Origin of the sequence: Actinospineispora eucalypti (assembly GCF_039543365.1) — a bacterium.
In the GTDB taxonomy this organism is placed as follows: domain Bacteria; phylum Actinomycetota; class Actinomycetes; order Mycobacteriales; family Pseudonocardiaceae; genus Pseudonocardia; species Pseudonocardia eucalypti.
In genome coordinates this window covers 352634-372903 of record NZ_BAABJP010000015.1, presented here as the reverse complement: position 1 = coordinate 372903, position 20270 = coordinate 352634, and the positions used below count along the sequence as shown (strand labels likewise).

21 protein-coding genes are annotated in these 20270 nt (G+C 70.6%); 18 read left to right on the top strand and 3 right to left on the bottom strand.

Translation table 11 applies throughout. The features are described from left to right. Nucleotides 1-6 precede the first annotated feature (6 nt). A complete protein-coding gene (gene murJ, locus ABEB12_RS17850) occupies nt 7-1722 on the bottom strand; it encodes a lipid II flippase MurJ (RefSeq protein ID WP_185059301.1) in 1716 nt (571 codons plus the stop codon). A gap of 138 nt (nt 1723-1860) precedes the next feature. On the opposite strand from murJ, the gene ABEB12_RS17845 reads away from it, so the two are divergent. The 18 genes from ABEB12_RS17845 (at nt 1861) to ABEB12_RS17760 (ending at nt 18161) form a co-directional block, all read left to right on the top strand. After that, nucleotides 1861-2961 (top strand): isocitrate/isopropylmalate family dehydrogenase, encoded by a 1101-nt coding sequence (locus ABEB12_RS17845; protein WP_185059302.1) that lies wholly within the window; start codon nt 1861-1863, stop codon nt 2959-2961. A 9-nt stretch (nt 2962-2970) separates the two neighbouring features. Next, nucleotides 2971-4128: a peptidoglycan bridge formation glycyltransferase FemA/FemB family protein gene (locus ABEB12_RS17840; protein WP_185059303.1), complete on the top strand. Its 1158-nt coding sequence runs from the start codon at nt 2971-2973 to the stop codon at nt 4126-4128. 39 nt (nt 4129-4167) lie between these two features. Continuing rightward, nucleotides 4168-5010: a peptide chain release factor N(5)-glutamine methyltransferase gene (gene prmC / locus ABEB12_RS17835; protein ID WP_185059304.1), complete on the top strand. Its 843-nt coding sequence runs from the start codon at nt 4168-4170 to the stop codon at nt 5008-5010. A 97-nt stretch (nt 5011-5107) separates the two neighbouring features. Then, nucleotides 5108-5755: an L-threonylcarbamoyladenylate synthase gene (locus ABEB12_RS17830; protein ID WP_185059305.1), complete on the top strand. Its 648-nt coding sequence runs from the start codon at nt 5108-5110 to the stop codon at nt 5753-5755. A 161-nt stretch (nt 5756-5916) separates the two neighbouring features. Beyond that, nucleotides 5917-6156, top strand: a complete 240-nt coding sequence (locus tag ABEB12_RS17825; RefSeq protein WP_185059306.1) for an AbrB/MazE/SpoVT family DNA-binding domain-containing protein — start codon at nt 5917-5919, stop codon at nt 6154-6156. A 243-nt stretch (nt 6157-6399) separates the two neighbouring features. After that, entirely contained in the window at nt 6400-7680 is a 1281-nt protein-coding gene (locus ABEB12_RS17820; RefSeq protein ID WP_185059307.1) for a serine hydroxymethyltransferase, read from the top strand. Between the two features lie 4 nt (nt 7681-7684). Next, a complete protein-coding gene (locus ABEB12_RS17815) occupies nt 7685-8890 on the top strand; it encodes an MraY family glycosyltransferase (RefSeq protein ID WP_185059308.1) in 1206 nt (401 codons plus the stop codon). Between the two features lie 948 nt (nt 8891-9838). Next, nucleotides 9839-10039 (top strand): AtpZ/AtpI family protein, encoded by a 201-nt coding sequence (locus ABEB12_RS17810; protein WP_221497563.1) that lies wholly within the window; start codon nt 9839-9841, stop codon nt 10037-10039. A gap of 34 nt (nt 10040-10073) precedes the next feature. Beyond that, nucleotides 10074-10484: a hypothetical protein gene (locus tag ABEB12_RS17805; protein ID WP_185059309.1), complete on the top strand. Its 411-nt coding sequence runs from the start codon at nt 10074-10076 to the stop codon at nt 10482-10484. Continuing rightward, on the top strand, nt 10481-11239 hold the full coding sequence (gene atpB / locus ABEB12_RS17800; RefSeq protein WP_185059310.1) for a F0F1 ATP synthase subunit A: 759 nt from the start codon (nt 10481-10483) through the stop codon (nt 11237-11239). Before ABEB12_RS17805 ends, atpB begins: the two co-directional genes overlap by 4 nt. A gap of 54 nt (nt 11240-11293) precedes the next feature. Next, complete coding sequence (gene atpE / locus ABEB12_RS17795; RefSeq protein WP_185059311.1) at nt 11294-11578, top strand: ATP synthase F0 subunit C; 285 nt, start codon at nt 11294-11296, stop codon at nt 11576-11578. Between the two features lie 5 nt (nt 11579-11583). Then, nucleotides 11584-12174, top strand: a complete 591-nt coding sequence (locus ABEB12_RS17790) for a F0F1 ATP synthase subunit B (RefSeq protein ID WP_185059312.1) — start codon at nt 11584-11586, stop codon at nt 12172-12174. Next, on the top strand, nt 12174-13004 hold the full coding sequence (locus tag ABEB12_RS17785; protein WP_185059313.1) for a F0F1 ATP synthase subunit delta: 831 nt from the start codon (nt 12174-12176) through the stop codon (nt 13002-13004). The genes ABEB12_RS17790 and ABEB12_RS17785 overlap by 1 nt, the downstream gene beginning before the upstream one ends. 62 nt (nt 13005-13066) lie before the next feature. Continuing rightward, nucleotides 13067-14716 carry a F0F1 ATP synthase subunit alpha gene (gene atpA / locus ABEB12_RS17780; RefSeq protein WP_185059314.1) on the top strand — a complete coding sequence of 550 codons (1650 nt, stop codon included), beginning with the start codon at nt 13067-13069 and terminating at the stop codon, nt 14714-14716. Nucleotides 14717-14728: 12 nt separating this feature from the next. Next, the gene (locus ABEB12_RS17775) at nt 14729-15691 is read left to right on the top strand and encodes a F0F1 ATP synthase subunit gamma (protein ID WP_185059315.1); all 963 of its coding nucleotides are present in this window, start codon (nt 14729-14731) and stop codon (nt 15689-15691) included. 2 nt (nt 15692-15693) lie between these two features. Further along, nucleotides 15694-17136 (top strand): F0F1 ATP synthase subunit beta, encoded by a 1443-nt coding sequence (gene atpD / locus ABEB12_RS17770; protein WP_185059316.1) that lies wholly within the window; start codon nt 15694-15696, stop codon nt 17134-17136. Nucleotides 17137-17303: 167 nt separating this feature from the next. Further along, entirely contained in the window at nt 17304-17687 is a 384-nt protein-coding gene (locus tag ABEB12_RS17765) for a F0F1 ATP synthase subunit epsilon (protein WP_185059317.1), read from the top strand. 27 nt (nt 17688-17714) lie between these two features. Continuing rightward, the gene (locus ABEB12_RS17760; protein WP_185059318.1) at nt 17715-18161 is read left to right on the top strand and encodes a DUF2550 family protein; all 447 of its coding nucleotides are present in this window, start codon (nt 17715-17717) and stop codon (nt 18159-18161) included. Here ABEB12_RS17760 and ABEB12_RS17755 read toward each other — a convergent pair. After that, nucleotides 18158-19699 carry a GDSL-type esterase/lipase family protein gene (locus ABEB12_RS17755; RefSeq protein WP_221497564.1) on the bottom strand — a complete coding sequence of 514 codons (1542 nt, stop codon included), beginning with the start codon at nt 19697-19699 and terminating at the stop codon, nt 18158-18160. The genes ABEB12_RS17760 and ABEB12_RS17755 overlap by 4 nt on opposite strands. Beyond that, nucleotides 19675-20259: a cob(I)yrinic acid a,c-diamide adenosyltransferase gene (locus ABEB12_RS17750; RefSeq protein ID WP_185059319.1), complete on the bottom strand. Its 585-nt coding sequence runs from the start codon at nt 20257-20259 to the stop codon at nt 19675-19677. The genes ABEB12_RS17755 and ABEB12_RS17750 overlap by 25 nt, the downstream gene beginning before the upstream one ends. Nucleotides 20260-20270 lie beyond the last annotated feature (11 nt).

The following is a 20270-nucleotide window of genomic DNA, read 5'->3' as shown; positions in this document are numbered from 1 at the left end:
CGCTGGTCAACGCGGTCCCAGCCGCGCGCGTACCTGGGCGAGCAGGGTCGGCAGCTGGCCGCTCAGCAGCGCGAACACCAGGCCGAAACACACCACCGCCGCCGCGCCCGTCGCCAGGCTGACCGCTACCCGCGGCCACCGGTCGTCGACCAGATGCTGTACCAGCCAGGAACCCAGCGCCGTCGCCGGCAGCATGGCCAGCACGGCGACCCCGATCACGGCGAGCCGGCGCAGGTCGAACAACCGCTCCGATCCCAGGTCCTTGCGCACCAGGAACACCGTGATGACCGCGGCGGCAACGTCCGCCGCCAGCACGGCGCAGGCCAGCCCGACCAGCCGGTAGCCGTCCGCCGGGAGCAGCAGTGTGCTCAGCGCGACCACCATCCGGACCACCATCAACGCGGTGCTGGACCGTCGCGGGCCACGGGTGTCCAACCGGGCGAACAGCGTCTGCCGGGCCGTCTCGTAGACGGCCTGGGCGCACTGGGAGACCGCGAGCACCATCAGGCAGCCGGTCAACCAGCCGATGACCGTCGGGTTGTGCAGCTCGCCGTTGGCCAGCGTCGCGGCGACCGGCTCGGCGAACGCGAGCAGCAGGCACAGCGCGGGCAGGCTGGCCATCAACGAGTAGTTCAGCGCCTGCCGCCATGCCGCGCTGAACCGAACCGAGTCGCCGTCCCGCGCCGCGGCACTCAGGCCCGGCAGCGCGGCGGAGGTCACCGCCTTCGAGCCGAGCGCGGCGATCACGAAGTACACCGCGAGGGCGGTCTGGAACACGAACACCCCGCCGGGCACCGTCGCCGCGACCGCCACCATGGCGAACATGGCCAGCACGGGGAACACCGCCACGATCACCGAGCGCCGCAGCCGGTAGGTGGCGGCGCGCGCCTCCGGGTCGCTCCGCCAGCCGCCGCGCACCCGCATCGGCAGCCCGGCCCGATGGGCGCCGAACAGCTGGGCCGCCGCGTGCAGCGCGACCGACAGCGTGGCGCCGACGGAGAGCACGAGCACCATGCTGATCGGGACGTCCGGCACGTCCAGCCCCGAGTCGTAGAGCACCCACACCACCGCCATCGTGGCGATCAGGCCGACGTTCTCCAGCGCCGGCGCGGCGGAGGACAGCGCGAACCGGCCCCTGGCCTGCTGCACGGCGGCACCGATGGTCGCCAGCACGAAGCACAGGATCTGTGGTCCGACGAACAGCAGCACCACGATGGTCAGCCGCCAGGCCCGCCAGCGGGTGTCCCCGTCCGGAATCCCGGCGGTCACCGCCAGCGCCACCAGGGGCGATGCAATGGTGAGCGCGCCGGCCGTGACCGATGACCAGAACATCATGTAGCCGTTGATCCGGCTGAGCAGCCGGACGGACGCGGCCATGCCGTGCTCGGTCATCGAGCGGACCAGGGTCGGCACCAGGACCAGGGCCAACACCGGCCCGGCCAGTGCGGTGGTGGCGAGCCCGGGGATCGTGTTCGCGGAAAGGAACGCGTTGGCGAAGAACGTCGGGCCCAGCACCGCACCGATGACCACCACACGCAGCAGCCCGGTGATCCGGCTGATCAGTGTCCACGCGGCGACGGTGATCGACCCGCGCGCCGTGCTGGGACGAGCCTCGTCGCCGTCCGCGGTGCTGCCGACCGCGGCGACCGTCGAAGCGCTGACCGGAGGCTCGGCAACCGCGGACTCGGTCGGCGGGGATGCCCGGGGCCCGTCGTCGTCCATGGCGCTAAACGGTAGACGTGGCCCGCTGAACTGCGATGTCCGCCCTGGAGTTGGATAAGGTCACGGGGTGGTTCATGAGCCCGAGCTGGTGGACGATCCGCCGCGGCACCGGGTGCCGCCGATCCCCGCCGGGTTCCGGTGAGCCACCGGCTCATCCTGCTGCCCGGCGACGGCATCGGCCCTGAAGTCACCGCCGCGGCGCGGAAGGTCCTCGACGCATCCGGTGCGGAGCTGGACTGGGAGGTCCACGAGGTGGGCCAGCTCGCCCTGGCCGCCGGTGCCCGCGCACCGTTGCCCGCGCACGTCGTGGACGCCATCGCCGAGTGCGGGGTGGCGCTCAAGGGTTCGATCACCACGCCGCCGGACCGGAGCATTCCGTCGGTGAACATCGCGCTCCGCCGCGAGCTGGACCTGTTCGCCAACGCGCGGCACATCAGGCGGCTCCCCGGCGCGCCCGGCCTGCACGACGACGTCGACCTGATCATTGTCCGGGAGGCCACCGAGGACGTCTACGCGGGCGTCGAGTACCCCTCGGGCAGCCCGGCGGCCCGCGAGCTGGCGGACTTCGTGCGCGCGCGGGGCGGGGTGCTTCCGGGCGAGGCCGCGGTGGCGCTCAAGGTCACCTCGCCCGGCGGCGCCCGGCGCGCCTTCGAGTTCGCCGCCGACTACGCGGAGCGGCTCGGGCGGCACCGGCTGACCGCGGTGCACAAGGCGACCGTGCTGCCCGGCACCGATGGTCTGTTCGTCGAGGTCGGGCGGGACGTGGTGGCCGGCCGACCGGGGCTCGACTTCGACTCGATGGCGGTCGATGCGATGGCGGCGCACCTGGTGGAACGGCCGGGCGAGTTGGACATGCTGGTCGCCCCGTGCCAGTACGGCGACATCCTGGCCGATCTGGGCGGCGCGCTGGTCGGCGGAATCGGCATGGTGCCGGGGGTGAACTTCGGCGGAACCCACGTCGGTGGGGTGTCTGTCTTCGAGGCCGCGCACGGCAGCGCACCCCGCCAGGCCGGGCGCAACCGGGCCAACCCGGTGGCCATGATCCTCTCGGGCGTGCTCGCCCTGCGCCACCTCGGGGAGGACGAGGCCGCCACCCGGGTGGAGGACGCCGTCGGCGCGGTGCTGACGGCTGGGTGTTTCCGCACCTACGATCTGACTCCGGGCCGCACCGGGCTCGGTTCGGTCGGGACCGAGGAGTTCGCCATGGCGGTCGTACGGGCCATCCAGGACGATTGCTAAGTTGGGACCGTGTTGCCTGAGACCGATCTCAGCAAGGGCACCGGCCTTGACCGACGTACCGTGGTGGTCACCACCACGGCTACCCGGCTGGACGGTGACGCCCGGCTGGCCTGGGACAAGCTGGTGTCCGGCATAGCCGGGAGCGATGTCACGCAGCTCTCCGGCTGGGCCAGGGTGCGCGCGGAGGTCGGTTACCGGGCGTTGTACCTGCGGGTGCACCGGGACGGCGAGCTGGCGGGCGGGGCTCAGCTGTTGCTGCGCCGGATTCCGCTGCTCGGCGAGATCGGTTACGTCTCCTACGGGCCGTTGGTGGCCGAGAACGTACCCCGCGAGCAGGTGGTACCCGCCCTGGTCGAGGCGCTGGACAAGTTGGCCAGGGGCAGGTTGTGCGCGCTGTTCGTGCAGCCGGTGCACGGCGACGACCTCAGCGCGCAGCTGCTCGCGCGCGGCTTCCGCCGGTCCACCGCCGGCGTGGCGCCGGCCAACACCGTCCGGCTCGACCTGGCGCAGGACGAGGACGCGTTGCGCGCCGCGCTGAGCAAGCGCATCCGCCGCTGGACCGGCAAGTGGGAGCGCTCCGGAGTGAGCGTCCGCCGGGGCGGCCTGGACGACGTGCGGCTGCTGTCCGACCTGATCGGGCGCACCGCCACGCACCAGGGCTTCTCCGAGCTGTCCGAGGACTATGTGCGCAACCTGTACGAGGAGTTCGGGTCCACCGGGCACGCGGAGATCTTCGTCGGCGAAGTGGACGGCACGCCGGTCGCGGCCGAGCTGTTCACCGCGTGCGGCGGGGTGCTGCGCTGCCGGCTCACCGGGCTGGACCGGTCCAGCCCGGCGGTGCGGCTGAGTGTCACGTCCGCGCTGGACTGGGAGGCGATGCGCTGGGCCAAGGCCAGCGGCTTCGCCGAGTTCGATCTCGGCGGACTGTCGCCGGCCGGTGCGGCCCTGGTGGAGGCGGAGGGCTTCAGCTCGCAGTCGCTGGAGGGGCCGGACCGGTTCAAGGTCGGTTTCGGGGGTCGCCTGCACCGGTATCCTCCGGCCGTGGAGCTGATCTCCTCCCCGCTGTTGCGCATCACCTACGACCGGCTGCGTTCGGCCGGCGCGGGCCGCGCGGTGGTCGAGTGGGTGCGGACGTTCATGCGCCAGGGACTGCGCCGCAAGCGCTGAGTGCGGTCGCCGTCGAGCGACCGAAGGAAGAGGTAGGGGATGACCCCCTGGTCCGTGGAGCTGGCCCGGGCCACTCAGCGGCTGGCCGACGCGGGGGTACCCAGCCCGAGGGTGGACGCCGAGCTGCTGGCCGCGCACGTGCTGCGGGTGCCCAGGGCGCGGCTGGCCGGGCTGAACGGTGATCCGCCCGAATGCGCCGCACTCGAGGAGTTCCGGGCGTTGCTGGCCCGCCGGGTGACCCGCGAGCCGTTGCAGTACCTGCTTGGCACCGCCCCGATGGGGCCGGTCGAGGTGGCCGTGGGGCCGGGCGTCTTCGTGCCCCGGCTGGAGACCGAGCTGCTGCTGGACTGGGGCCTGCGGGCGCTGGCCGGGCGGTCGCGGCCGACGGTCGTCGACCTGTGCACCGGCTCGGGTGCGCTGGCCGCCGCCGTGGCGGCCAGCCGGCCGGACGCGGCGGTGTACGCGGTGGAACGGGATCCTGCCGCGCTGCGCTGGGCCAGGCGCAACCTGCCGGCTTCGGTGACCCTGGTGGAAGGCGACGTGACCGACCCCGGGCTGCTGCCCGAACTGCGCGGCCGGGTGGACCTGGTGCTGGCCAATCCGCCGTACGTGCCGGACGGCACGCCGGTGCCGCCCGAGGTGGCCGACCACGACCCGCCGGCGGCGGTGTTCGCCGGTCCGGACGGGCTGGCGGTGATCCGCCCGCTGGTGGCGCTGTCGGTCCGGCTGCTGCGGCCCGGCGGCGCGCTCGGCGTCGAGCACGACGACACGCACGGCACGTCGGCGCCCGCGCTGCTGGCCGGATACGCCGAGCTCACCGCCGTAGTGGAGCACTCCGACCTGGCCGGCCGGGCCCGTTTCGTGACCGGTTCTAGGGTCTAGCGTCCCGCGCCAGAAACCTGCGCTGTGATAACGCGGCCAGCCGCCGCCTGGATCACCGGACTTACGGCACGAATTTCCGCCGCGGGACACTAGCCCCGTGAGTACCTCGTATGACTGTGCCGAGCCGGACGCGCGCCGCGACGGCTTGGCGGCGGCGGCCGGCGCGGTGCGCGCCGGGCAGCTGGTGGTGCTGCCCACCGACACCGTGTACGGCATCGGCGCGGACGCGTTCAACGCCGCCGCGGTGCGCGCGCTGCTGGACGCCAAGGGGCGCGGCTCCAACATGCCGGCCCCGGTGCTGGTGGGTTCCTGGACGACCATCGACGGGCTGGTCTCCTCGGTGCCGCCGGAAGCGCGGAAGCTGATCGAGGCGTTCTGGCCCGGCGGGCTCTCCCTGGTCCTGCCGCACGCGCCGTCGCTCAGCTGGGACCTCGGGGACACCCGGGGCACGGTGATGCTGCGCATGCCGCTGCACCCGGTGGCGCTGGAGCTGCTGCGCGAGGTCGGCCCGATGGCGGTGTCCAGTGCCAACCGCTCCGGCCTGCCGCCCGCGGCCACCATGGCGGAGGCGCGCAACCAGCTCGGCGAGTCGGTCTCGGTGTACCTGGACGGTGGGCCGGCCGAGGGCGAGGCGTCGACCATCCTGGACCTGACCTCGGACGAGCCCCGGGTGCTGCGCGTCGGCGCCATCGGCCGCGACCAGCTGGCCGAGGTCCTCGGCCGCGAAATCCCCCTCGCCGGCTGAGTAATCAACTCAACCCGGCGACGAGATCGAGATTCGGTGCAACGGCGACCGTCTCCTGTTGTGCCTGGCTAGGGTGAATCCGCCGCCCGCAACGAGCGAACCAGCCGAATGGCATCTACGTGCCATGAGTCCGCCATGCGTGGGATCGTGGCCTGGTGAGGGTGAGGATCGACGCTGCCGGGCGGTTGGTTAATCCGAAGCAGGTCCGGTCGCGTCTGGGACTTGAAGCGGGCGCCGAGCTGGAGCTCGAGGAAGTGGGCGATCACGTCGAGCTCCGGCCGATCGGCCGCGAGGTGTGGCTCGACGAGTCTGGCGATCGGCCGGTCTTTCGGGCGGTGGGTGACGTGCCAACGCTGACCGCGGCCGAGGTCCGAGAGTTGATGGACGAGTTCCGTCGATGACGCCCAATTGCACGGCTGACACCAGTGTTGTCATCCCAGCGCTCTCCGACTGGCGTGAGCACCACGCGATAGCGCAACGGGCAATCGCGGATGTGCACCGCCTTCCCGGCCATGTCCGTTGGTGTATGCGGCGGGCCACCTATCGCGCGGTTGGGGTTCGTTTGCGTTTGATGGACGGATCTGGCTGACGACGAGCAGGGGTGAGCCCGGGGCGGCCGGAGGGCCCGGGTAGCGTTGGTTGGCGTGAGCACACCGTTCTGGGGCCCTGACTTCGACGAACTCCAGCAGACGGATCCCGAGATCGCCGGGGTCGTCCTCGACGAGCTGGACCGGCTGCGCGGCGGACTGCAACTGATCGCGTCCGAGAACCTGACCAGCCCGGCGGTGCTCGCCGCGCTGGGGTCGACGCTGTCCAACAAGTATGCCGAGGGTTACCCGGGACGCCGCTACTACGGGGGCTGCCGGGTGGTGGACGACGCCGAGGAGATCGCCAACGGCCGCGCCCGCGAGCTGTTCGGCGCCGAGCACGCCAACACCCAGCCGCACTCCGGCGCCTCCGCCAACTTCGCCGCCTACGCCGCGTTCGCCAAGCCCGGTGACACGGTGCTGGCGATGGACCTCAAGCAGGGCGGCCACCTCACCCACGGCTCGAAGGTCAACTTCTCCGGCAAGTGGTTCAACGCGGTGCCGTACACGGTCCGCCAGGACACCGAGCTGATCGACTACGACGAGGTCCGCGACCTGGCCCGGGAGCACCGCCCGAAGATCATCATCACCGGCGCCACCGCGTACCCCAGGCTGATCGACTTCGCCGCGTTCCGGGAGATCGCCGACGAGGTCGGTGCCATCCTCATGGTGGACGCCGCACACTTCATCGGCCTGGTCGCCGGCAAGGCGATCCCCAGCCCGGTGCCGTTCGCCGACGTGGTCACCGCGACCACGCACAAGGTGCTGCGCGGCCCGCGCGGCGGCATGATCCTGTGCCGCGAGGAGCACGCCAAGGCGATCGACAAGGCGGTGTTCCCGTTCGCCCAGGGAGGCCCGCTGATGCACTGCGTCGCGGCCAAGGCGGTGGCCTACAAGGAGGCCGCCACCGCCGACTACCAGGCGTACGCCGCGCAGGTGGTGGCCAACGCCGGCGCGCTGGCCAAGAGCCTGGAGGCGGAGGGCATGCGCGCCGTCTCCGGCGGCACGGACACCCACCTGGCGCTGCTCGACCTGCGCCCGCTCGGCGTCACCGGTTCCGAGGCGGAGACCCGCTGCGACGCCGCCCGGATCACGCTGAACAAGAACTCCATCCCCTACGACCCGGCGCCGCCGCTGAAGCCGTCCGGCATCCGCATCGGCTCGCCCTGCCTCACCACCCAGGGCATGGGCGAAACCGAGATGGCCGAGGTGGGCCGGCTGGTGGCCCGGGCGGTCAAGGCGGAGCACGGTACCGAGGCCGGCGACCGCGAGCTGGCCACCGTGGCCGAACAGGTGAGCGCGCTGGTCGCGCGAACTCCGGCGTATCCGCGCGGGTAACCCGGTGCGCCTCGCGGACGTCACTGATCTCAACGCGCTCGGCACGCCGGGCCTGCCGCTGCGGGAGTTCCTGCTGGTCGGGCTCACGGCGGCGGTGGTGACGTTCCTGCTCACCGGGTTGGTCCGGCTGCTCGCGCTGCGCTTCGGCGCGGTGGCCTGGCCGCGCGGGCGGGACGTGCACGTCACCCCGACCCCGCGCTGGGGCGGGTTGGCGATGTTCGGCGGGGTGCTCGGCGGGGTGGCGGTGGCCGCGCAGCTGCCGGCGCTGCGCCTGGCCTTCGACTACTCCTCGGAGGTGCGCGGCGCGCTGCTGGCCGCCGCGCTGATGGTGCTGGTCGGCGCGCTGGACGACCGCTACGAGCTGGACGCGCTGACCAAGGCCGCCGGGCAGACCACCGCCGCAGGGGTCATGGCGCTGCAGGGTGTGCAGTGGTCGGTGCTCTGGCTGCCCTGGGGCGGCGGGGAGAACAGCGCCGGCTCGCCGCTGGTGTTCAGCCAGGGGCAGGCGGTCGTGATCACCGCCGTGCTCACCGTGGCCCTGGTGAACGCGATGAACTTCGTGGACGGGCTGGACGGGCTGGCCGCCGGGGTCGGGATGATCGCCGCCGGCGCCACCTGCCTGTTCGCCTTCGGGCTGTTGTACAAGGCCGGCAACGACCCGAACTACTACACCCCGGCGCTGATCACCGCCATGCTCGCCGGGGCCTGCTTCGGCTTCCTGCCGCACAACTTCAACCCGGCCCGGATCTTCATGGGCGACTCCGGGTCGATGCTGATCGGGGTGATGATGGCGGCGGCCACCATCACCGCGTCCGGCCGGATCAACAGCGCCAAGACCGGTGACCTGATCGGCCTCACCGCGCCGCTCACCGTGGTCGCCGCCGTGGTGTTCGTGCCGCTGCTGGACCTGTTGATGGCGGTGGTGCGGCGCACCAGGGCGGGGCTGAGCCCGTTCAGCCCGGACAAGATGCACCTGCACCACCGGCTGCTGGAGATCGGCCACTCGCAGCGCCGCGCGGTGCTGTTGATCTACTTGTGGTCCGCCGTCCTGGCCTTCGGCGGTGTGGCGCTGGCGGTGAGCGAGAACACCACCCTGGTGCTCTGGGGGATCGGCTTCGGCGTGCTGCTGGCCGTGCTGGCCACCGCTATCCCTCGGCTCCGCCCCGCTCCGCGCCGGCCACCGGCGCACGCCCCCGCTTCTACGTCCTGAACCGGCTCGCGGCGGCCTGCTGCTGGCGGGTGGCGTTGGAGAGCGGGCCGGTTCGAGAGATGGCTTGGACGGCTCGGCCGGGGCGGTCTGCCGCGATATGGGTGCCGCCCGCTCGGTTGCCTTCTGTATCCCTAACTCTGGTGGGTGTCGGCGGGGTGATCGCCGTCTGTGGCGGATTAGCGTCGAAAATCGACGCTGTAGCGCCACGAACGGCGATCATCCTCGGTGACCCGCCGGATTCCATGATCATCAGAGCATCGTGGTCGTGCCGGGTGGCCGGAAGAGGCCGCCATGTCCTGTTGACCATGTAGCCGGCGAGTGGCGGGTGTCGCACCGTATGCGGCGTCACAGTTACTTGTGCGGCGTCGGAGTGGGGCGGTGTCGCCGCGCTGGCTGGGGCTGTGGTGTCCGTCCCAATTTTGTTGGGCTTCCGACGTTTCGGGCGCCTGGCGGCGGGCAGCCATCGGTCGTGTCCGGGCGCGAGTTGTTGATCTTCGCGGGCCACTGGGAATGATCTTCGATCCCCGCTGGGACGGCCGCGGTCGAACCGGTAAAGAAAGGGTTTGGCCTGATGGTGGCTGCGCCGGGTATTCACGCGCACGATCGGGGGTACTCATAAGGAGTGGCTTTCCTGAGAATCCATCAGGGGTACCGTGCTAGCCCCGCGAACCGATGGATAAAGGGTTGGAGAGTAAGTGCTAGCTTGTCGCCGCCGCGATCTTCGCGCTATCAAGCCCTATGCGCTGGTCAGGGGGCAAGTGGTAGCCGGGCGGCGCTGTGGTAGCGTCGCCCTATCCCCGCCAGATGGTGGGGGCTCCGCTCGTCAGTGTGGCACAGACCGTGGTTTCGGGGACCAGCAGTATTCAGGTCAGCCACACGATGTGGGGATGAAGCGGTTGTGAACAGTCGGCCGATCCGATCCGCTGACGCCGACGACCGGAGGGCGCGGTGAGCAGCCAGGGTCCGGAGCTGGGCGACCTGCTCGGGATGGGCACATCCATCGCCGGGTGTCTGGTCGTCGGGTTCGGTCTGGGTTGGCTGGTCGACCACGCGGCCGGGACCTTCCCGGCATTTGCGCTGGTGGGCCTGCTGCTGGGCATAGTCGCGGCCTGCTTCTACGTCTACGGACAGTTCAAAAAATTCATGTAGTGAAGATGTCGGCAACGAAGCGACAGGAGCGTGAGTGATCCTCGGAGCGACAGCGGGGTCGCCGGTGCCCATGGTGAACCGGAAGACGCTGCGCCGCACTCTGCTGTGGGCCGCCGTGGCCGGTGTGATCGGGCTGGGCGTCGCCATCGCGCTGGGCCAGCCGGTCGCCGGGCTGCTCGGGCTGCTGGGGCTGGCCCTCGGCGCCGCCAACGCGCGCGCCGCGCAGGTTTCCGTGGCCCGCTACTCGGATCGGGGTGAGTTCAGCAAGGGCCGGTTCGCCATCAGCGTGCTCGGCCGCCTCGGTGTGATCACGGTCATCGCACTAGGCTGCGCCGTGTTGCTCCGCCCGACCGGTCTCGCGGTCTTCGCGGGCCTCGCCGTTTTTCAACTGCTCACGATCGTGAGCGCCATGCTGCCGCTGGTCAAGGAGATCCGACAGTCATGATTCAAAATCTGGCCGACGGCCAGCTGGTACTCGCCGCCGAAGGCGAGGGGGGCATCCAGCCCGGGCACCACACCACCGCGGAAGTCTTCGGGATGACCATCCACGTGGACACGGTGGCCGCGACGCTGATCGCCGGGGCGATCATCTGCGGGCTCGGGCTCTACATGGCGCGCAAGGCCACCTCGGGCCGGCCCAGCAAGCTGCAGCTGATCTTCGAGATGCTCGTCGAATGGGTGCAGGGGCAGGTCAAGGAGCAGATGGGCCTGCGCGCGCCGAGGGGCGTCGTGCAGCTGTGCGTGACCACGTTCGCGTTCATCCTGATCTGCAACTGGCTGGCCGCGCTGCCCACCGAGCACTACCTGCCGCCGCCCACCGCGGACGTGAACCTGGTCTACCCGATGGCGTTGTTCGTGATCATCTGGGTGCACGTGTTCAACATCAAGCGCAACGGCGTGAAGCACTACTTCGGCCACATGGCCAAGCCGTACGCCTTCCTGGCACCGATCGAGGCGATCACCCAGTACTTCGGCCGTCCGGTCTCCCTGGCCCTGCGGCTGTGGGGCAACATCTTCGCCGGTGGCCTGATGGTCATGGTGATCGGTCTGATCCCGCCGTACGCGATGTGGCTGCCGAACGCCGCGTGGAAGCTGTTCGACATGTTCATCGGCGCCCTGCAGGCGCTGATCTTCACCCTGCTCACCATCATCTACTTCGCCGAGGCAGCGGGCGAAGAGGACGAGGCACACGCGCACTAGCGCGGTAATGCTCCCTATAACGCAAGACGTGTCACAAGGAAAACGAGGAGAGTCATGAGTCTGACCAACGAACTGCTCGCCCAGGGTGCGGCGGCAGGCGAACTGAAGTTGGCCGGCGCGTTCATCGGCGGTGGTCTGGCCCTGGCCGGCGGTGCCATCGGCGCCGCGGTCGGCGATGGTCTGGCCGGCGCCGCGACCATCCAGGGTGTGGCCCGTCAGCCGGAGGCCCGGGGCCGGCTGAACACCATCATGTTCCTGATCATCGGCCTGGTCGAGGGCATGTACTTCATCAACCTGGCCTTCATGGCGCTCTTCGTCTTCGTGCTCGGCGCGCAGTGATCGGTATGAACACCGTGCCACAAACCACGGTATTGGCCGCGGACAACTTCCTCGCGCCGAACGGCACGCTCATCGCCGAGCTCATCGCGTTCCTGCTCATTCTGTTCGTGCTGTGGAAATACGTCGTTCCGCCGCTCACCAAGTCGCTGCAGGAGCGGCAGGACATGGTGCAGAAACAGGTAGAAGACGCAGAGGACGCGAAAAAACAGCTCAAGGCGGCCACCGACCGCTACGAGCAGGCGCTGGCCGAGGCCCGCAACGAGGCAGCCAAGATCCGTGAAGCCGCCCGGGCGGACGGCGACCGGATCCGCGAGGAGCTGCGCGAGCAGGCCAACGCCGAGGTGGCGCGGATCCAGCAGCGCGGCGAGGAGCAGCTGGCCACGCAGCGCGCGCAGGTGGTACGCGAGCTGCGCGGAGAGCTGGGCGGCCTGGCCACGCAGCTCGCCGAGCAGCTGGTCGGCCACGAGCTGGCCGACGACGACCGCAAGCGGTCCACCGTGGACGCCTTCCTGGGCAAGCTGGACGACATGCCGGCCAGCGGCGGCAAGGCGGCCGTGCGGACCGGCACGCCGACCGGCACCGGCGGAGCCGGCTGATGGCGGGACAGCTGCAGGCGGCCAGCCGCGAGTCGCTGGCCGAGGCGCAGGCCCGGCTGGACACGCGGGTGGACGCGGCCTCGGCCACCGAGCTGAGCACGCTCGGTGAGCAGCTGTTCGCGGTGGCCCGGCTGTTGCAGGCGGAGATCCAGCTGCGCCGCCACCTGGCCGACTCGTCGGTCCCGGCGGGCAGCCGGACGGCGCTGGCCGACCAGCTCTTCGCCGGGAAGCTCGACCGGCCGGCCCTGGACACCCTTTCCGACCTGGTCTCCGGTCGCTGGTCGCGGCCGGTGGACCTGGTCGGGGCGGTGGAGGAGCTGGCCCGGCGGGCGACCCTCGGGGTGGCCGAGAAGGACGGCACGCTGGAGCGGGTGGAGGACGAGCTGTTCCGGTTCGGCCGGGTGCTGAACCGGGAGTCGGAGCTGTCCACGCTGCTGGGCGACCAGGCCGCCGACGCGGACCGCCGGGTCTCCCTGCTGAGCCAGCTGTTGGACGGCAAGGCCACCCCGGTCACGCTGACCCTGCTCGAGCAGGCGGTGCGCAACCCGCGCGGGCGGGCGCTGGAGGCGACCGCCGAGGAGCTGGCCGAGCTGGCCGCCGCCCGACGGGACCGCTACGTGGCGCACGTGGCCACCCCGGTGGCGCTCACCCCGGCGCAGGAACAGCGCCTGACCGACTCGCTGAGCCGGCTGTACGGCCGGCAGATGTCGCTGCAGATCGAGCAGGACGCCACGCTGCTGGGCGGGCTGGTGGTCAGGGTCGGCGGCGAGGTCATCGACGGCAGCGTGGCCACCCGGCTGAGCGCGGCCAAGCGCGCGCTGCCCAAGTAGGCCACTCCACTCCACTCGACGAGACGTAGCACGACTTTCGCAGAGAAGGAACGTAGAGAACCATGACAGAGCTGACGATCTCCTCGGACGAGATCCGGAGCGCGATCGCGAGCTACGTCTCGTCCCTGGAGACCGAGACCTCGCGCGAAGAGGTGGGCACCGTCGCCGACACCGGTGACGGCATCGCCCACGTTGAAGGCCTCCCCTCCGCGATGACCAACGAGCTGCTCGAGTTCGACGGCGGCGTGTTGGGCGTGGCGCTGAACCTGGACGTGCGCGAGATCGGCGCCGTCATCCTCGGCCCGTACAGCGGCATCGAGGAGGGCCAGCAGGTCAAGCGGACCGGCGAGGTGCTGTCCGTGCCGGTCGGCGACGGCTTCCTGGGTCGTGTGGTCGACCCGCTGGGGGCCCCGATCGACGGCCTCGGCGAGATCACCAAGGAGACCGACCGGGTGCTGGAGCTGCAGGCCGCCTCGGTGGTCGAGCGGCAGTCGGTGAACCAGCCGCTGCAGACCGGCATCAAGGCCATCGACGCGATGACCCCGATCGGCCGGGGCCAGCGGCAGCTGGTGATCGGCGACCGCAAGACCGGCAAGACGGCGGTCTGCGTGGACACGATCATCAACCAGAAGAACGCCTGGGCCACCGGTGACCCGGAGCAGCAGGTGCGCTGCATCTACGTGGCCATCGGGCAGAAGGGCTCCACCATCGCCGGCGTGCGCCAGGCGCTGGAGGACGCGGGCGCGCTGGAGTACACCACCATCGTCGCCGCCCCGGCCTCCGACCCGGCCGGCTTCAAGTGGCTGGCCCCGTACACCGGCTCGGCCATCGGCCAGCACTGGATGTACCAGGGCAAGCACGTCCTGATCATCTTTGACGACCTTTCCAAGCAGGCCGAGGCCTACCGGGCGATCTCGCTGCTGCTCCGCCGCCCGCCGGGCCGCGAGGCCTACCCGGGCGACGTGTTCTACCTGCACTCCCGCCTGCTGGAGCGCTGCGCGAAGCTGTCGGACGAGCTGGGCGCCGGCTCGATGACCGGCCTGCCGATCATCGAGACCAAGGCCAACGACGTCTCGGCGTACATCCCGACCAACGTCATCTCCATCACCGACGGCCAGGTCTTCCTGGAGTCCGACCTGTTCAACCAGGGCGTCCGGCCGGCCATCAACGTCGGCATCTCGGTCTCCCGCGTGGGTGGCGCCGCGCAGGTCAAGGCCATGAAGACGGTCTCCGGCTCGCTGCGGCTGGACCTGTCGCAGTACCGCGAGCTGGAGGCGTTCGCCGCCTTCGGCTCCGACCTGGACGCCGCCTCGGCGGCCGCGCTGGGCCGGGGCGCTCGCCTGGTCGAGCTGCTCAAGCAGGGCCAGTACTCGCCGTTCCCGGTCGAGGAGCAGGTGGTGTCGATCTTCCTCGGCACCCAGGGCCACCTGGACACCGTGCCGGTGCCGGACATCGGCCGGTTCGAGTCGGAGTTCCTGGACAACCTGCGCCGCAACGGCGAGGGCATCCTGGCCGAGATCCGGGACACCGGCAAGCTCTCCGACGAGAACACCGAGCAGCTGGTGAACGCGGTGAACGCGTTCAAGAAGCAGTTCACCGCCTTCGACGGCTCCGGCGTGGTGCCCAGGGAAGAGCCGGCGGACGCCATCGACGAGTCGGAGACCTCCGCCGAGTCGGTCAAGGTGAACAAGCCGGCCCCGGCCAAGAGCTGAGTAGGCGACTAGATGGCGGCACAGATTCGGGTACTGCGGCGGCGCATCCGCTCCACGCAGTCGATCAAGAAGATCACCCGGGCGATGGAGCTCATCGCCACCTCGCGCATCGTGAAGGCGCGGTCCCGGGTGGAGGCCTCCAAGCCCTACGCCGAAGAGATGACCAAGGTGCTGACCGAGCTGGCCAGCAACTCGGCCCTGGACCACCCGTTGTTGGTGGCCCGGCCCAACCCGCGCCGCGCGGCGGTGCTGGTGGTCACCAGTGACCGGGGGCAGTGCGGTGGCTACAACGCCAACGTGCTGAAGACCACCCGGGAGCTGGAGGCTCGGCTGCAAGAGGAGGGCAAGGAGGTCGTCCGCTACGTCATCGGCCGCAAGGGCGTGAGCTACTTCAGGTTCCGCAAGCGCCCGGTCGAGGCGTCCTGGACCGGCTTCTCCGAGCAGCCGACCTACCTCAACGCCAAGGAGGCCGCCGACGCGCTGGTGGCCTCGTTCATGGCCGGCGGCGACGACGGGGACAACCCGCCCGGGCCGGACGGCGTCCAGGGCGTCGATGAGCTGCACCTGGTGTACACCGAGTTCAAGAACATGGTGACCCAGACACCGATGGCCCGGCGGATGGCCCCGATGGAGATCGAGTACGCGGACTCCGAAGAGGACACGGCCGGCTCGGCGGCGGCCGCCGGTTCGGCCTCGCACCGGGAGTACGCGTTCGAGCCGGACGCGGACACGCTGTTCGACGTGCTGCTGCCGAAGTACGTCAGCTCGCGGCTGTACGCCGCGCTGCTGGAGTCGGCGGCCTCGGAGTCGGCGGCCCGGCAGCGCGCCATGAAGGCGGCCACGGACAACGCCAACGACCTCATCAAGAGCCTGACCCTGGAGGCCAACCAGGCCCGCCAGGCCCAGATCACCCAGGAGATCAGCGAGATCGTCGGTGGCGCCGATGCTCTCGTGTCCGCAGGAAGTGAGAACTAACGATGACTGTCACCGCTGAAACCGCTTCCGAAGGCACCACCACCGAGAACGGCCGGGTGGTCCGGGTCACCGGCCCCGTGGTTGACGTGGAGTTCCCGCGCAACGCGGTCCCGGCGCTGTACACGGCTCTGGGCGTGGAGGTCACCTTGGGTGGCCAGACCCGGAAGCTGACCCTGGAGGTCGCCCAGCACCTCGGCGACAACCTGGTCCGGGCCATCTCCATGCAGCCCACCGACGGCCTGGTGCGCAGCGCGCCGGTGATCAACTCCGGCCGGCCCATCTCGGTGCCGGTCGGCGACCAGGTCAAGGGCCACGTGTTCAACGCGCTGGGCGACTGCCTGGACAAGCCGGACCTGGAGATCAAGGGCGAGCGCTGGGGCATCCACCGCAAGGCTCCTTCGTTCGACCAGCTCGAGGGCAAGACCGAGATGCTGGAGACCGGCATCAAGGTCATCGACCTGCTCACCCCGTACGTGCAGGGTGGGAAGATCGGCCTGTTCGGCGGTGCCGGCGTGGGCAAGACGGTGCTCATCCAGGAGATGATCACCCGTGTCGCCAAGAACTTCGGTGGCACCTCGGTGTTCGCCGGCGTCGGTGAGCGCACCCGCGAGGGGAACGACCTGTTCACCGAAATGACCGAGTCCGGCGTCATCAAGGACACCGCGCTGGTCTTCGGCCAGATGGACGAGCCGCCCGGCACCCGTATGCGGGTCGGCCTGTCCGCGCTGACCATGGCGGAGTACTTCCGCGATGAGCAGAACCAGGACGTGCTGCTGTTCATCGACAACATCTTCCGGTTCACCCAGGCCGGCTCCGAGGTGTCCACGCTGCTCGGCCGCATGCCGTCCGCCGTGGGTTACCAGCCGACCCTGGCCGACGAGATGGGCGAGCTGCAGGAGCGGATCACCTCCACCCGGGGCCGGTCCATCACCTCGATGCAGGCGATCTACGTGCCCGCCGACGACTACACCGACCCGGCGCCGGCCACCACGTTCGCCCACCTGGACGCGACGACGGAGCTCTCCCGGCCGATCTCGCAGAAGGGCATCTACCCGGCGGTGGACCCGCTGACCTCCACCTCGCGGATCCTGGACCCGCAGTACATCGGCGACGAGCACTTCCGCGTCGCCAACGAGGTCAAGCGGATCCTGCAGAAGTACAACGACCTGCAGGACATCATCGCCATCCTGGGTATCGACGAGCTGTCCGAAGAGGACAAGCAGCTGGTCGGCCGGGCCCGCCGGATCGAGCGGTTCCTGTCCCAGAACCTGCTGGTCGCCGAGCAGTTCACCAGCCAGCCCGGCTCCACGGTGGCGCTGAAGGAGACCATCGAGGCGTTCGACAAGATCGCCAAGGGTGAGTTCGACGAGGTTCCCGAGCAGGCGTTCTTCCTCTGCGGCGGGTTGGACGACCTGGAGAAGAACCGCAAGAAGCTGCAGTCCTGATGCAGGCCTGCGGCCTGCCTGTGAGTGGCGAGTGTCGCTATAGCGATATTTGGCACTCACGGGCGCCGAAGGCGCGAGTACTTCCGTGAGTGCCAAATATCGCTACCGCTTCGCGGCGCCGAAGGCGTAGCGACACTCGCCACTCACAGGCCGAACGGAGTGAGGCATTGGTGCAGATGAGTGTGGAGCTGGTGGCCGTCGAGCGCCGGCTCTGGTCCGGGGAGGCGATCTTCGTGTTCGCCCGGACCACCGAAGGTGAGATCGGTGTGCTGCCCGGCCACGAGCCGACCCTGGCCCAGCTGGAACAGGCCGGCGTGGTGCGGATCGACACGCCGGAGGGCACCTCGATCACGGCGGCCGTGCACGGCGGTTTCCTCTCCATCACGCCGGAGGGCGTGACGGTGCTCGCGGAGAACGCCGAGCTGGCCGAGGAGATCGACGTCGAACGGGCGCGAGCCGCGGTCGACCGCGCGGACGCCTCGACCGAGGAAGGCGTAGCCGCGCAGGCCCGCGCCGAGACGCGGCTGAAAGCCGCCGCCTCGGCCGACTGAACCGGGTAACCGAGCGGCGGGGCGACGATGGGGATTGCGCAGATCGTCGGGCTCGCCCTGCTGCTCGGTTGCGTGGTGATCGGCTGGCTGGCCATGCGCCGGCTGAGCCTGGTGCGTTCCGGCGGGGTGGACGTCTCGCTCCGCCGGGTGCGCGCCTCGGCGCCCAAGTCCACCCGGAACTGGAACCTGGGCGTCGCGCACTACGTGAACGACGACTTCGTCTGGTTCCGGATCATCAGCCTCGGCCGGCGGGCCAACGTGACGCTCAGCCGGCGCGACCTGGAAATCATCGACCGGCGCCGGCCGGGCTCCACCGAGGAGTACGTGGTCCCGCCCGACTCCACCGTCCTGCGCTGCCGGGACGGTCAGCGCACCGTGGAACTGGCCATGACCCCGGGCGTGCTCACCGGCTTCCTCTCCTGGCTGGAGGCCCGCCCACCCGGCAACCTGGGCGACTACCCCCAAGCGTCCTAGCGGGGACCCGTCACCGGCAGGTACCGGGCGACGGCGGCGGCGATGCGGAGCGAGCCAACCGCGGTTGGGTGGAAGGGGTGCGGGTCGGTCAGGCCCTGTAGGTCCGGGCCCAGGCCGTCGGAGTGGGTGCCGCACAGGGCGGTCAGGTCCGGCTGGACCACGGTGAACCCGTAGCGGGCGGCACCGGTGCGCAGGATCTCGTTCAGCTTGGCGTTGCGGTCGGCCAGCAGCTCGATCTTCGCCCGGTCCAGGCCGGGGGTGTTCGGCGGGCCGCGCAGGTCCTGGCAGGCCGGGTCGGCGTTCCCGGCGAACGGCTCGTAGGACGTCATGATCAGGATCTTCGGGCGGTCCGGCAGCTCGTTCAGGTCCCGCAGCAGTGCGGCGTAGTCCGCGTCGAACGCGGCCAGCCGGTAGTCGAACTCGCCACTGGTCAGCCGGTCGTTGCAGGTGCTCACGCCGTAGCAGTAGCGGAGCAGGTCGGCCCAGTTCAGGTCGTTCGGCCCGATCGCCACGACCACGAAGTCCATCCCGGTGACCCGTTTCAGCCGGCCGACCTGGGGCGGCACCTGCAGCTGGCCGACCTGCTGGGAGCCGCGCAGGCCCTGGGTGACACTGGCGCCCGAGCAGGCCAGGTTGAGCACCTTGCCCGGTTGCAGGGTCATCAGCTCGGCGGCCAGCGAGTCGGCGCTGCGCTGGCAGGCTCTCTCTTCGCCCGCCCACGCGCCCTGCTGGTCGGGCGGGGACCGGTCCGGCTGAGTGTTCGGCGGGCCGCCGATCCGGGCCACCCGCGAGTCGCCGATGACCACGCCCTCGTAACCGCTTACCTCGGGACCTTCCGGGGACGGGCTGAGTTGGGTGGCCCCGGTCAGGTCGGAAAGCGTGTCGATGGTGGCCAGGCCCCTGGTGGTGCCGGCGTAGGCGAGGGCGCCGCCCGCGCCCCAGGCGATCAGCGAGGCAACCAGTGCAAGCCCGGTCATCCGGCCGATCGCCCCGGATAATCGCCGCCACAGCGCGGCCGGGCTGATCGAGTGGTGGCGCCCCTCCCGGCGCAGCACGGCCAGCATGCGCAGGCAGCCGACCAGTGCGCTCACTGCCAGCGCGAACAGCAGGATTCCCGCCGTTCCCCACAGATACCAGCGGACGAATCCCTCGGTCAGCGTGTCCAGCGCGGTCGATCGGGTCTGTTGGCCGGCACCGGGTTCCAGCGCCTTGGCCGCCGCCGTTCGTTGTACCGGGCCGAGCGACACCCTCGGGCGCAGCGGCCCGTAGACGGTCAGCCGGGGCAGGTCCAGCCGGGTGTTGCCGACCTGCACCAACTGCGCCGGGCCGGACAGCGACAGGTCCGGGGTCCGGGCGCCGACCGACACCTCCTGGCCGACGATCCGCAGCCGCTGGTCCGGGGTGAGTGCGGCGACCGCCGGTATCCCGCCGAGCAGACAGACCACCAGCACCAGGACCGTCGGCCAGGAACGGGCCTCCCGGGCCAGCCGCCCCAGCGAGCGGCGGAGGCCCCTTAGGCGCCGCCGCCCGGCTTCCACAGCACGTCACCGTCGGGGTTGGCCACCCGGCACAGGATGAACAGCAGGTCGGACAGCCGGTTCAGGTACTTCGCGGTGAGCGGGTTGGTGTGCTTGGCGTCGGCTTCCAGGAGCGCCCAGGTGGTGCGCTCGGCCCGCCGCGCCACGGTCCGGGCCACGTGCAGGAAGGCCGCCGCCGGGGTTCCGCCGGGCAGGATGAACGAGTCCAGCTTGGGCAGCCGGGCGTTGAACTCGTCGCAGTCCTGCTCCAGGCGCTCGACGTAGTCCTCGGTGACGCGCAGCGGCGGATACTTCGGATCGGGGGTGATCGGCGTGCACAGGTCCGCGCCCACGTCGAACAGGTCGTTCTGCACCCGGCGCAGGGTGCGAGTGATGTCCTCCGGCGGGTTGGCGCCGGGCCAGCCGGCGGCCAGCACCACGCCGATCGCCGCGTTGCACTCGTCCACGTCGGCGTAGGCGGCCAGCCGCACGTCGGTCTTGGCCACCCGGGAGAAGTCGCCCAGCCCGGTCGTCCCGGCATCCCCGGTCTTGGTGTAGATCTTCGTCAGGTGCACGGCCATGCTTTGCAGCT